We start from the raw sequence: 12975 nt of genomic DNA on the forward strand, positions 1-12975 counted from the left end.
GCTGCAAAATCTGTCGCATCTCTAATTTGCCCAAGTGTCGCATCTCTATATAGCTGTTATAGTGTTGAATTGGATAAGATAGGTTATGGAACAAGTCGATTAATCAGGAGAAGCTTGTTTACTTTCTCTGATAAGTAACTGAGCAGCAATGAAAAAGCATATCGCACCAATGAGCGTATAAGTATTGGAATATAACCAAATCCAATTTGTCTTATCATCCTCCGGCGTTTGAGGTGCGACAGCAGATATCATGAAGGCAATACAACCAAACAAATTAACAAATACCGCCTGCCAGGATATATCTTTAGGCTTCCAACTCCAATAACGATTATCAACCTCAATAAATGCGAGATAACCGGATATCAAGAATAGTACCGAACCTTCAAAATTTGGTGTCCATATTTCCAATACACTTAACATGGCTTTCAATGGTGGCGCTATGGCATTAAAAGTACTGATATTAAATGCAAGTGTCCCAAGGAGTTGAGTGAAGGTGCTTAACCAGCCCGCGTTAGCAGGTGACCAGCCAATCAATTTAAATCTATTATTATTGTGATCAGGTGTCGGCGAAAAGTTTGCCGATTGAATATGCTGTAATCCTGCTGCAAGCGTAAAAGGTATTGAGCCCGCAAAAAAAATCAGATTGGTCAAGTTACTTAACCAACCCCACTTCAATGAGCAAAACATCAAAATACTTGCAAAGCCGAACAAAAAGGCACCGACTGAGAATGAAATGCCGATAAAACGATTATAGGTGCAAGTTTTCCAAAAAGCTGTTGTTTCTACGTCATGCAGGCGCGAGGAAAAATCGAGTCCCTTACGATAGACGCGTGAGAGAAATGTTTTTTCCTCGCCGTTAAAAATAAACTTATGTTTGATAATAAAGGGTCTGAATTTTTTCATTATGCCGCATCATAGCTTTATAATTAAGACTAAAATTATAACAGTATTTATAACGAATGAGCGTTTCCCTCCCCTGCTCCTACTGAAAGATTAGCTGCTGGGTTTTGTACCGGCACAGCAGGCTCAGGATTGATCAACAATGTCTGTGTCGGGTAAGCAAAATCAGCCTCATGCGCCTGCACGATCTGGATGATTTGCAAATAGACATTTTGCTGAATATCCAACCATTCCGCCCAATGTGTTGTTTTTGTAAAACAATAAACCATTATGTTGAGCGATGAATCAGCAAACTCATTAAAATAAACCAATAAATTCTGACTTTGGTCAATTGATGGATTGTTTTTAAGCATTTTTCTGATGTCTGTTATCACAGCTGCAACCTTATCCGCATCGTCATACCGCAGACCAATTGTAGTGCTGATACGGCGGTTGGTCATGCGCCCGGGGTTTTCAAGACTGATCGTTGAGAATAGAGAATTGGGCACATATAGGGGTCTGTTATCAAATGTTATTATTTTGGTAATCCGCCAACCGATTTCAACGACAATACCTTCAATCTGACGGTCAGGTGAACATACCCAATCCCCAATATTGAAGGGACGATCAAAATATAACATCACACCTGAAAACAGATTGCTCAGCATATCTTTGCCGGCAACGCCGATTGCAATGCCACCTATGCCACCAAAGGCCAGCAATCCGGAAAGACCGATACCGAAATGCTCCCCGAACATGAGTATAAGAAACAAAAAAAGTGAAAGCTTCAAAATGCGCGAAATCATACGCGCCGATGTCGGATCACTTCCCTTGCGAATCTGTGCGTGCGTCAATCGATTTATTAATTGGAAAAGCTGCTGGAGGGTTAAAATAGCAATGAATGCAATGGCCGCTGTATTTATCATATCAGGCGTGATAGCGCTTATTTTATAAGCTTGCAGCAGCATGAAGACAACTTGTCTTAAGGTCAGTATGACCCCGTATAATGACATCATATAGATAATATGCGCCAGAATGCTGGATGACCAAGCACGTTCGCGCCGCATCATAAACCAGATGGTAAATGCAGTGCTTGTTAAAAGTAAAATTATACCTGCGGCAATCCAATATTCAGTCATACTTTCTCCGCTGCAAAAATGCGAACGTCCAATGGCATTAAGCCATACATAAAAGATGGTTCAAAGCCATTGATATAACTTTAAAAGCAGTATCATAAAAACTTCAATAACAATAATATACCGATGACACTCCTTTAAGAATATCAGTTTTGCTGTTTATAGACGAAATTTATGGTTAAAATGAACACGCTTTGATTTCAATCAAAGCAAGCAACACGGCCAATGTTGTAAATCATCAGCAATGTTAACCTTAACTTGGAGATTCATGATTTTTACTTGTCATAGTTAAGGCACGCTATTAAAGATTTTCTTTAAAAAATGCAATAATTTCAATATTTTGACATGGTAAATATCGAGGCAGAGGATTTTTTGACTTATAACCTTTTATAATATTAAGAATTGAACAAATTAAAGTTACGAAATATAAAAATAAAAAATCACCTACAATAAAATATGCATAAAGATAACCATTCAATCACTAGTGAGGATCTCTGCAATGAGCGATAACAAATATAGTGAATTTGATGACGTTTATGCGTCATTAGAGTTGTCAACTTCTCTGCCGAAAACTAAATTTCCGGATGAAGAAAGAAATCCGCGCAATGTATTTGCGGCAGTTCGTGATGAATTGATGCTCGATGGTAATTCGCGCCAGAACCTTGCTACATTTTGTCAAACCTGGGTTGATGAAGAAATTCGCGAAATTATGGATTTATCGATCGATAAAAACATGATCGACAAGGATGAATATCCACAAACAGCGGAAATTGAAGCGCGTTGTGTGCATATGATTGCTGATTTGTGGAATTCTCCAGATGCTGCTAACACAATGGGCTGTTCAACAACCGGCTCTTCTGAGGCAGCGATGCTTGGTGGATTGGCGCTGAAGTGGCAGTGGCGCAAACGCCGTGCAGCAGAAGGAAAACCCACCGATAAACCTAATTTGATTTGTGGTCCTGTACAGATTTGCTGGCATAAATTTGCGCGTTATTTTGATGTTGAACTGCGCGAAATCCCGCTTGAAGGTGATCGACTCATCATGAGTCCTGAAGAAGTTCTCAAACGCGTTGATGAAAACACCATCGGGGTTATTCCGACACTTGGCGTTACATTTACCTGCCAGTATGAGCCGGTTAAGGCTGTACATGACGCACTTGACAAACTCCAGGCCGAAACTGGACTTGATATTCCCATCCATGTCGATGGTGCAAGCGGCGGCTTTTTAGCTCCATTTTGTGCGCCTGATCTCGAATGGGATTTCCGTCTTCCTCGCGTCAAATCTATCAATACTTCAGGCCATAAATTTGGTTTGGCTCCGCTTGGAGCGGGATGGGTCGTATGGCGCGAAGTATCTGACTTACCTGAAGAGTTGGTGTTCAATGTCAATTATCTCGGCGGAAACATGCCGACCTTTGCATTGAACTTTTCGCGCCCCGGTGGCCAGATTATCGCACAATATTATAATTTTCTGCGCTTGGGCCGCACAGGCTACGCAAAAATTCATAATGCTTGTTATGAAATTGCACAGTACCTTGCGCGCGAGATTGGAAAAATGGGTCCATTTGAGATCCTCTTCGACGGTGACAGCCAAAAGGGCATTCCGGCACTTGCCTGGAAGCTGAAAGAAAGTGCTGTAGTTGGCGGTTATACTTTGTACGATTTCGCAGATCGGCTTCGAAATCGCGGCTGGCAAGTGCCTGCCTATTCCATGCCCGCAGACCGTGAAGATCTGGTTGTTCAGCGAATATTGGTACGCCATGGTGTCAGCTATGATCTGGCAAGTCTTTTGCTCGATGATATCAAACGTACGCTGGATTATTTCGAAAAGCATCCGGTAAGCAAACCATTGTCGAAACAAGAAGCAACTGGCTTTAATCACGGCTAAGTTGAACAAATTCAGGCAAAGGGCATGCGGGTCCTGCCCCTTATTTGTCTTAGATTGTTCATTCAGGGCGACACTATGTTTTCTCCCGTCGCCCTGACGGAAGAAATAAAAATCAGGTCTGCGTATTTACCTATACGCAGATTTATACAATCAAACAAAATTGAAGAAGTTTACCGCAATCGTGTAAGCCGAACTGTTTTTGATGATGCACATTATTGACAATCTACCCAATGGATTTGTTTTTACGACATATCAGGGCGATTTCCGCACTCGGAAAGCTGCTATGGCAAATATGAAGCAGACTGGCTCATATCGTGTATTTTTCAGTACCATTCATATAGAAAATATACATGTATTTCTGTACGGATAAAGCGGGTAAATTTACAAGTCTTCGAAGTAAAACCAGATAAAAGCGAGTATGATATGTCTTTGATTTCAACATTTCTGCCTTTTTTGACCGACACGGCATCCTATCATGTTTCCAGCAATGTTCTGCTCGCCTGTACGGCTTTGTTATTCCGCAGCAAAGAAGGAAATGCATATGCAGGACGGACAATGGAACTGTCAGTTGAGCTTCCATATGTCTTAGCCAGTATCCCTAAAGGGCATCAATTTACATCGACGGCAGATGATCATCCGGCTCTCAATTTTCAGACCAGCCATGCCATTTTCGCAATTGCGATTCCCAATGGCAGCCTGAATGATCTTAAGATTTTGGAAGGAATAAATGATCAGGGATTGACCTTTAGCGTTCTGGCTTATGCTGGTGCTTCAGGGCCTGTCGACAAAGCAGAACAGAACAAAGCGATGCTTGCTGCTGTTGATCTTGGTGCATGGGTTCTTGGCCAGTATGCCACTGCTGCGGATGTAAAAGCTGCATTAGAAGAAAACATCGTCATTCTTACTAAACTCGCACCTTTAAAAGGAGCGGTAACCCCGTTTCATTTTGTTATTCATGACCGCTCAGGCAAGTCTATTGTTGTTGAGTTTTCAGATGAAAAACAAAATGTCTATGATAATCCTGTTGGCGTGATGACAAATGGGCCGGATTTCAATTGGCACCTGACCAATCTCAGCAATTATACATTTTTGAATAATCTCGATTGTTCAAAAGGAAAATTTGGAGATTTAGAAGTCTCCCAGCCTGACTCAGGCATTGCTACAGCTGGATTGCCCTCATCCAATACCTCTGTAGGTCGTTTTGTACGTGCTGCTTATTATGCAAATTTTGCTGAAAAGACGCCGTCTCAAGATGCAATCCGTATGCTTGGTCATATTATGAATAATTTTGACCGTCCTCGAGGTATAACTATTGATCCAATTAATTCCGGCGGGCTTGATATTGAAAGCGCTTCTGCAATTGGTGACGCTCAATACAAATCCGAATACACATCATGGACAGTGCTTGGCGATTTGGCCAATAACCAATTTTATGTGCGCACATATAGCGGCATTAATTTTACCAAATTTGACTTGAACCGTTTATTCGCTCTTTCGGAACTTAAAATCGCACCGCTTGAGAAAATCTCACAATTAGAGATTTTTGATGCCACTGATGTTTTGATGAAATAAATTTTCTATAAAAATAAGCAGGGTGTGGATTCACACCCTGCTTTTAAAATTATGATTAGAACTTGGCTGTCATATTCATTCGGAACGTGCGTCCAGGTGCCGGCATCAAGGCCGCATTCAACGCGTCCATATAATATCTGTCCGTCAGGTTATCGATCGCAAAATCAAGCCGTGTTGCTTCATTGAAATTATAGCTGCCAAAAACATCGACCAATGTATAAGGCTTCCATTTGCCTGGCTGAATTTCCGTTGTCGTTTCCACTGTGCTTTCGACAAAACGATGTGAATAATGCGAAATGCGCGTTCCAAGTGTCAAACGATCATCAAACATTTTGTAACCGAGTTCTAATGAAACCGTATCTTTCGGCGGCACGTGCTGGAGCGCATAACTATTGGTAAAACCACCTTCACTGCATAGTTGGTCCTGTTTCCATAATGAACCAGGATTGGCACAAAAACGTGATGTTAATGTATGGTTCCAGCCCAGTCTTGCGGTGAAATTACCGAGCTTATAATCCGCGCTCAACTCAATACCGGCCATCTTGGCATAATCAAGATTGATCATGCCGAGACCGCCCACATACCCTCCAATCGGTTCATCATAAATGATATTTGAACGCGTCAGATAGTTATCAATGTGATTATTATAATAAGCTGCATGTACTCTGAACTGGTCGCTGTGTCCGGTTAGATCTTCAAAGGTTTTATTCACGCCAAATTCAAAACTTCTGGCCTTTTCAGGCTTAAGCCCCTCTGGCAGATAGGCCGTTGAGAAACCTTTCAGAGTTTCAAAAATACTCGGCATACGAACAGTGTCCGAATAGCGACCATAAAGTTGTAAATCATCCAGAGGCTCCCAGTTCAACGATGCATGATTGGATATGCCATGACCTGAAACATGGATCACCTTGCCCGGAATAAGTTCATATTCAAAATCCGGCCAGTTACTGATCATCTTCATGCTGTTGTTGTCGTCGGATGTGCGGAAGCTTGAGTAACGAATACCGGCTGTTGCCGTCCATTGCGGATTGATTTCCCATTTGCCGTTCATAAAGACATTATTCTCGGTGCGCTTACCGGAACGTGGCGGAAACTCAGAATGGTTGATAACCCATTGTTTATCATCAATATCTTTAGGTAACCCAAGCGTTTCATATTGCCAGCCACCACCATATTCCAAACGAAAATCGCCTGGTACAGCTTCAATCAGACTTTCGTTAGAAACATTAATTCCGTTACGAATTGTTTGCGCATAGTTGACACTTGTCGTCACTATCCCACCCCATCCGGGCAGCAAATTGGTTGCGCGATGATCCATATCGGTGCGGAAAGCGTTGATCTTCAAATCAATAAGATCAGTTTCAGGTGACCAACGATAGCGGGCATTGTAGGTTTTAAGGTCAAGCGTATCCGGCTCAGATTAGAAAACGCCAACAGCACTGGTGTGGGTGCCGATGCGTGTCGGCATAATTTCACCAAATTCACTCCTATAACGCATGAAACTCAGCTCCAATGCGTGATCAATGCCAAGTTGGAAGTTGCCTTTAAATAAGACGGATTCGTTTTCCATTGACGTATTGAGAATTTCTTCTCCGCCCTTCCAGGGCGACAGGCCTTCATAACCAATGTTCGGAAAATCAGGATCTGTACTTTTATCAACAAAATATGGCTGACCGCTGCCATGTTTGCCTGAAAAATAATTACCGTTTTTACGTTTGGCATAAGCAGCAACAAGATCAACAGATTCCGAGCTGAATGCGGCGGCAATACTGCCATTTCCACCGGTCGGCTTTAAAAAAGATGGCCGATCCATATTGCCGCCATCACGAACATTGGGTGGAGTACCAGGTTGGTGCCAACCGCCTTTCATACCACCTTCGGTCAGAACAGGCGGAGCAGACGTGCTGTTGGTATTGAACCCACCACGCAAGCGGACACCAAACTGACGATCCGGCAGTAGAATGTCATGCACACCCAGCGTTGTCATACGTACAACACCACCAATGGCACCATTAGCATCAGCCGCTCCGCTTGCGCCTTTTTCAATCGAAACTTCGCTGATAAAATCAGGATCGACGAAACTACCGGAGCGGGCACCGTTATATCCGCGGTAAACTGTTTGCTCTTGTGTGGCGCCATCAATGACAACCGGCACGCGCCCCTGCCCTTGCAGGCCGCGAATATTGACATCCAGCGCGCCGGAATTTCGGCTGTCACCGTTCAAAACGCCCGGAATACCGGCGATAAAATCACCAGCCGATGTTCCGCGTTTCTGTTCGATTTCCTGCGCTGAAATATAATTGACAGAGCCTGCAGTGGTGTATGTATCGTCGTGACTGCCTAAAATACTGCCATTATTGCTGACAGTAATGGTATTAAGTGTGATATCACCATCGGGGGCGACAAAAGCTCCTTCGGCACTATTTTGGGCAGGACTTTCAATTGTTACTGAACGGTTGCCGGCAGAGCGCCAGATGAGACCCGTTCCTGCCAAAAGTGAAGAAAGGGCTTCTGTATTTGTCGCCTTTCCCGAAAAACCTTTTGTACGTAATTTACTCGTGACGCCTGCGTCATAAACAAGCTGTAGGCCGGAAATATCCGCGAAACGGTTTAGTGCTTGTGGTAAAGGACCCGCCGGAATGGAATATTGCACGGCAGCAGCCCCTTGTTGGGCCGTATTTTGTGCAAGAACCGGCTTTGTTCCCACGCTCATCAAAACAGATATGGAAGCCGTTGCCATCAGCAGTGCGATTAAATTGCGTGATGATCTACGCGGCATTTCAAATCGAAAATTCATCAAGAACCCCTGTCTTCAAATGTCATCCCACAAGCCGGATGACAGTGCTTTCGATTGCTATGACGATCAGGGCGACAAAACCGGAGTAAAAAAATCAACAAATAATAAAAAAATTATTGGTGGATTAAAATGACCATCTCACCAAGCCTCGTATCATTGAGGCCGAATGACTTTTTCAAGGTATCAATGACCTTAATAATATCGGTTGTTTCAAACACACCACTGACACGACGTGAGCGGATTGAACCATCAATGATGCGTATCATGCCTTTATGATAACGGTTCAGTTCATCAACAACCTCGCCAAGCGGCTTGTCGACAAAGATAAGCTTGTTGCGCCGCCATGCGGTTTCACTCGCAGCATCAACCGACTGTATTGAAGCAAGTTTGCCGTCCATATACGAAATACGCTGATCTTGTCCCAACTTGACTTGTTGACCATTGGCTGAAGCAGAAATTGCAACATGGCTTTCAATGACAGTTACAGTGGCACCATTATCATCATCGCGTACACCATAAACGGTTCCAAGGGCTACCGCCTCACCCCCATTGGCCTCTACGATGAAGGGGCGTTGCGGATCAGCACTGACCGTAAAAACCGCCTCCCCTTTTAAAAGACGGATGCGCCGTTCATCGGGTGAATAGCTAAGCGCAATTGCAGTGCCACTATTCATCTCGGCAATTGAGCCATCAGGCAAATGCATCGTCTGCAATTCTCCTGTACCCGTATAACCATCGGCGGATATACGTGTTGCAACATCGCTATACCACGCACCTGCTGCCAAGAGAAAAACAGAAGCAAAAGCCGCGGACACAGATTTAGACCACCAGTTATGGCGCGCTATCGGCGCGGTCATGACAGCGGGTTGCGGTATTTGCGCAAGCTCGTCCCAAGTGCCTGATATTTCGGCATAGGCTGCACGGTTTTCATCGCTAGCCGCGAGCCAGCTTTGAAAACTAATCTCATCGGAAACTGATAAACGCACACCATCCTGGCGAAAAAACCATTCTGCCGCTTCGTTCAATTTATCTGTTTTTGCTGAGCCCGACATCGTCACCGGCTTACCCCACACTTCGAGGAAAGAACAGACCGGTTTTTATAAACGGTCAATCTATAAGACGTTTGAAAAACTGAAAACCTCATGCCTGACCTAAAACTATTCATGGGCCTTCAAACGCCGTGCACAATAGACAGTTGCAACGGCGAGATGTTTTTCAACGGCGCTGCGTGTTATTTTCATCCGTTCTGCAATTTCTGCATGCGAAAGCTCGTCGAAACGTCTGAGTATGAAACATTCCCGACACCTTGGCGGCAGTTCTGACACAGCTTGAACCAGAATGGCAAGCCTTTGGCGTGCGATCATTTCGCGTTCAATGTCAGGCTGCTCATCGGCCGGCTCGACCGCTTCAGCAAAAGAAAAATTATTATTGAAACGCGCCTTCCGCCGATAATGGTCAGTGACGAGATTACCCAGAATGCGATAGAGGTAAGCTCTTGGATTATGGGGGATTTCTTCTCCCGAACTCACCAATCTCAGACAGGCTTCCTGTACCAGTTCTTCTGCAATGGCGTCATCACCCACTTTATGGCGGGCATAGTTTTTCAACTCGCCATAAAAACGTTCAATAATTTTAGTGAATGATGTGTTCGGGTCTTCGCCGTCAGAAAGAACTAAAGATGACACAAACTTTTTCGCTTTGCTATAATATCATTCTATGCAGAATGCCATGATGCACAATCGCTGCTAAAATCTGACCTGCCTGTTTGAGAAAAAGATTTTCTCCAGCATTTTGGTTTAATTTTAAATCTGTAAGTGGCGGTTGCAAGCTCATGCATTCAATAGATGCGTCATTTTGTCAAGTTTAAATTCATACTCCTCGACGAAGAAAATGGCGTTTTTTAACCGCCATTTGAACATAAACCTTAAAAATAATATTAGTTAATTAGAGGCATGCCAGTTCTGTGTCTGCTGCTGGGTATACCAAATTTTAGCAAAACGACCATTGAGTTGCATAAGCTCAGACTGTGTGCCCTGCTCTGCAAGTTTGCCGTCTTCAATCACCAAAATATGGTCTACGGCTGCGATCGTGGACAAACGATGCGCAATGACAATCACTGTACGTTCTTGTACCAATGCATCAATTGTAGCTTGCACTGCCACTTCACTTTCGGTGTCTAAGGCTGCTGTCGGCTCATCCAGAATAACAATCGGTGCATCTTTTAGCATTGCACGCACAATACTCATCCGTTGACGCTCCCCGCCGGATAACCGGCCACCAAGATCGCCGATGCGGGTTTCATAACCGGCCGGCAAATGGCTGATAAAATCATGTGCATGAGCTGCACGGGCAGCCGCAACCACTTCCTCATCGGTAGCTGATGGTTTGGCCATACGGATATTGGCTATTACCGTATCATCAAACAGATAGACATCCTGAAATACAACAGGCACCAGACTATTGAGGACCTTAGGCGATATGGAGCGGATATCATGCCCGCCAATGCGCACAACACCCTTTTGAGGATCTGCATGGCGCAAGCATAAAGGGGCGTGATGTCAGCCACAAAAGCATGTAGATTTTTCACATCATCCATCATCACTTTTGCTAGTCCTGCGGCTCCATTTTGCTGTACATAAACGAGCGGCACCTGAGCCAGGCGATCGGCCAAACCTTTACGCAGCAGGGTTTCCAGCCGAAAAGCTGCGTAATGGGGGTAATTAAACGCCAACAGACACAGGCCATAAGCAATAGCGGTAAAAACAGCCGCCACGGCTAACGGCTCCTAAGGAATACTTGTCCGACCGCTGATAAGAAGTTGTATCTCCCATGCCAGTGCAATAAGTGCCAGTACTGTCGCCAGTGCAGCCAGAGCCGATAAAAACATGGCATAATAACGATTACCACGTACGGGATTTATGATCTGCCATATATTCGGTGCAGGTTTAGTCTTGTCTGGAGCACTCATATTCGTTTTCCAATTTCACGATCGGAGAAGTCTGTTTAAGCGGGCATTGTGCCAAGTATCCAGCGCATCCAATGTATGTCTGGCGCTGGCGATACTTGACGTGAAAACTTTGGAGGAATCCAGATAAAGGACGCACCTTTCTTTGGCAGGCAGTACAAATTGTGGGTCTTCCGTCCATTTCTATTGTGGGCGTTGCAGCATTGAGCATCAGCAAGCGTTGATGCACAGCTATCAAATGACAACCGAGCAATCACACTGGCTGTTTTTAACGGTTTCGCATGTCTGTGTGGCTGTGGCGGATACACTTATTCCACCTCGCACAGAAGAAAGCCAAACAATCGAGCAGGGTACTCCCCTAACCTATATATTAGGTGTCCGTGCATTGATTACAGGTGCTTTAACAATGCTGCCATCCATGAAAAATGATGAGCAGATAAAATAAAGTTCAGATTGCCGACGAGCTTTTCTTAAATATGACGCGTCTTCGTTTTTGATCGATCTGCAGCTCTATATCTTGATGAAAATGCAGCTTTGGCAAGTGCGCATGAAGTTTTCCGGCCTCAGTTTGCAAATTATATTCAATGTCACGGCAAGCTTGTTGTAAATTATCTGTTTCAAGCCATATATCCAGTCGCTCCTGACCATATTGAATGACACGATAATCCTGGACAGGCGTATTCGCTGTAGCGATGCTTTGACGGATGACATCTGATGGTATCATTTGCAATTTACCATCATACTTTTGCCAATAGAGAATGTCGTCACAACGCCCATCAATACGTTTTAAACGCTGGCTGGCACATCCGCATGGACAAGGCGCGTCGTCCGGTATCAATATGTCATCAAGGCGATATTTTAAAATCGGCAATGTTTCGCGTGTCAAATCTGTAATAATAGGAGCAAAAGCTCCGCTTATAGGTTCAAGAATGTCACGCTCAATATGCACATAAGCCTCGTTAAGGTGCAGATTGCCTGCTTTGCAGGTCATGCCGAGCACACCTTCGGTGCATTGATAAACCTGATCAACCTTAACTTTAAAAATGTTCTCGATATATCTTTTATCTTCAGGAGAAAGGACTTCGGCCACTGATATGATACATTGAGGTACAATGTTTATAACACCATCCTTTTGAGCTTTTGCCAAAAGCCCTAAAATTTGTGCAGGTGCTATCAGCACAGTGGGTTTCTGATCGGTCAAACGCCTCAAATGCTCTTCAAAAGTACGCAATAAATCATAAAATTCAAAACTGATAAGAATGTTTCCCAAGCGCTCATAGAGCATATTATTGGCACGCAAAAAGAAAGAGACGCGCTGCGAACGTAAAAAAGATGGCGAGAAGCGACCGAGCATTAAAGCTGCCCATAGAGCACGTTCACGCTTATTGGAGGCAAAAAGCCCGCGCTGGCCTGATGTTCCGGTAGAAAGCCCAACAGCAATTTTTCCAATCATAGGAGCAAAATCACGCTTTTCTTCGCAGGCAAGTGCTATGCGCAAGGCTTCGTCTTTGGTGATGACTGCAGTATTAATGTCACTAAAATGCTGCATCATCAGCACCTTGTTCATCAATGGCCAGTCACTGAGTGGTTTATCGGCAAAGCTTTTATAAAAAGGCGAACGTGGCATGATATTTTTACGTAAATGCAAGAATGCTTTTTTTTGGTGCTCCTCAATGTCTGCCCGTGCTGAAAAGCCTTTGCCATAACGAGCACGCAAAAATACACCAAGCGAGTTCAT

General features: G+C 44.1%; 12 protein-coding genes and 1 pseudogene. 3 read left to right on the plus strand and 10 right to left on the minus strand.

Annotation, left to right across the window (positions count from 1 at the left end; genetic code table 11):
• Positions 1–99: 99 nt before the first annotated feature.
• Positions 100–903: a hypothetical protein gene (locus ACI0FR_RS14355; RefSeq protein ID WP_461667960.1), complete on the minus strand. Its 804-nt coding sequence runs from the start codon at positions 901–903 to the stop codon at positions 100–102.
• A gap of 47 nt (positions 904–950) precedes the next feature.
• Complete coding sequence (locus ACI0FR_RS14360; RefSeq protein WP_461667961.1) at positions 951–2018, minus strand: mechanosensitive ion channel family protein; 1068 nt, start codon at positions 2016–2018, stop codon at positions 951–953.
• Positions 2019–2514: 496 nt separating this feature from the next.
• On the opposite strand from ACI0FR_RS14360, the gene ACI0FR_RS14365 reads away from it, so the two are divergent.
• On the plus strand, positions 2515–3903 hold the full coding sequence (locus tag ACI0FR_RS14365) for a glutamate decarboxylase (protein WP_374833661.1): 1389 nt from the start codon (positions 2515–2517) through the stop codon (positions 3901–3903).
• Between the two features lie 423 nt (positions 3904–4326).
• Complete coding sequence (locus ACI0FR_RS14370; protein ID WP_404906974.1) at positions 4327–5475, plus strand: linear amide C-N hydrolase; 1149 nt, start codon at positions 4327–4329, stop codon at positions 5473–5475.
• 55 nt (positions 5476–5530) lie between these two features.
• On the opposite strand, the pseudogene ACI0FR_RS14375 reads toward ACI0FR_RS14370, so the two are convergent.
• The 7 genes and pseudogenes from ACI0FR_RS14375 to ACI0FR_RS14405 form a co-directional block, all read right to left on the minus strand.
• Positions 5531–6868: pseudogene (locus ACI0FR_RS14375) on the minus strand (TonB-dependent receptor domain-containing protein); the annotation flags it as partial.
• Between the two features lie 27 nt (positions 6869–6895).
• Positions 6896–8272, minus strand: coding sequence for a TonB-dependent receptor (locus ACI0FR_RS14380; RefSeq protein ID WP_404909750.1), 1377 nt, complete (start codon positions 8270–8272; stop codon positions 6896–6898).
• Positions 8273–8385: 113 nt separating this feature from the next.
• Positions 8386–9324 carry a FecR family protein gene (locus tag ACI0FR_RS14385; protein ID WP_374833667.1) on the minus strand — a complete coding sequence of 313 codons (939 nt, stop codon included), beginning with the start codon at positions 9322–9324 and terminating at the stop codon, positions 8386–8388.
• Between the two features lie 105 nt (positions 9325–9429).
• A complete protein-coding gene (locus tag ACI0FR_RS14390) occupies positions 9430–9957 on the minus strand; it encodes an RNA polymerase sigma factor (protein WP_374833669.1) in 528 nt (175 codons plus the stop codon).
• Positions 9958–10212: 255 nt separating this feature from the next.
• Positions 10213–10782 (minus strand): ATP-binding cassette domain-containing protein, encoded by a 570-nt coding sequence (locus ACI0FR_RS14395; protein WP_404907042.1) that lies wholly within the window; start codon positions 10780–10782, stop codon positions 10213–10215.
• A complete protein-coding gene (locus ACI0FR_RS14400; protein WP_374833772.1) occupies positions 10680–11045 on the minus strand; it encodes a hypothetical protein in 366 nt (121 codons plus the stop codon). Before ACI0FR_RS14400 ends, ACI0FR_RS14395 begins: the two co-directional genes overlap by 103 nt.
• Positions 11046–11057: 12 nt before the next feature.
• Positions 11058–11240 (minus strand): hypothetical protein, encoded by a 183-nt coding sequence (locus tag ACI0FR_RS14405; RefSeq protein WP_374833671.1) that lies wholly within the window; start codon positions 11238–11240, stop codon positions 11058–11060.
• Positions 11241–11460: 220 nt separating this feature from the next.
• Between ACI0FR_RS14405 and ACI0FR_RS14410 the strand changes: the two genes are divergently transcribed.
• Entirely contained in the window at positions 11461–11682 is a 222-nt protein-coding gene (locus tag ACI0FR_RS14410; protein WP_404906981.1) for a hypothetical protein, read from the plus strand.
• A 3-nt stretch (positions 11683–11685) separates the two neighbouring features.
• On the opposite strand, the gene ACI0FR_RS14415 is transcribed toward ACI0FR_RS14410, so the two are convergent.
• Positions 11686–12975, minus strand: a complete 1290-nt coding sequence (locus ACI0FR_RS14415) for a F390 synthetase-related protein (RefSeq protein WP_404906983.1) — start codon at positions 12973–12975, stop codon at positions 11686–11688.

The organism is Paenochrobactrum sp. BZR 201-1 (genome assembly GCF_044987585.2).
Taxonomy (GTDB): Bacteria; Pseudomonadota; Alphaproteobacteria; order Rhizobiales; family Rhizobiaceae; genus Paenochrobactrum; species Paenochrobactrum pullorum.

Bases quoted from the DNA above. Each gene is read 5' to 3' on its own strand.
- ACI0FR_RS14380 (WP_404909750.1), bottom strand. From the start codon at position 8,272: ATGAATTTTCGATTTGAAATGCCGCGTAGATCATCACGCAATTTAATC.
- ACI0FR_RS14365 (WP_374833661.1), top strand. From the start codon at position 2,515: ATGAGCGATAACAAATATAGTGAATTTGATGACGTTTATGCGTCATTA.
- ACI0FR_RS14360 (WP_461667961.1), bottom strand. From the start codon at position 2,018: ATGACTGAATATTGGATTGCCGCAGGTATAATTTTACTTTTAACAAGC.
- ACI0FR_RS14405 (WP_374833671.1), bottom strand. From the start codon at position 11,240: ATGAGTGCTCCAGACAAGACTAAACCTGCACCGAATATATGGCAGATC.
- ACI0FR_RS14415 (WP_404906983.1), bottom strand. From the start codon at position 12,975: ATGAACTCGCTTGGTGTATTTTTGCGTGCTCGTTATGGCAAAGGCTTT.
- ACI0FR_RS14355 (WP_461667960.1), bottom strand. From the start codon at position 903: ATGAAAAAATTCAGACCCTTTATTATCAAACATAAGTTTATTTTTAAC.
- ACI0FR_RS14385 (WP_374833667.1), bottom strand. From the start codon at position 9,324: ATGTCGGGCTCAGCAAAAACAGATAAATTGAACGAAGCGGCAGAATGG.
- ACI0FR_RS14410 (WP_404906981.1), top strand. From the start codon at position 11,461: ATGCACAGCTATCAAATGACAACCGAGCAATCACACTGGCTGTTTTTA.
- ACI0FR_RS14370 (WP_404906974.1), top strand. From the start codon at position 4,327: ATGTCTTTGATTTCAACATTTCTGCCTTTTTTGACCGACACGGCATCC.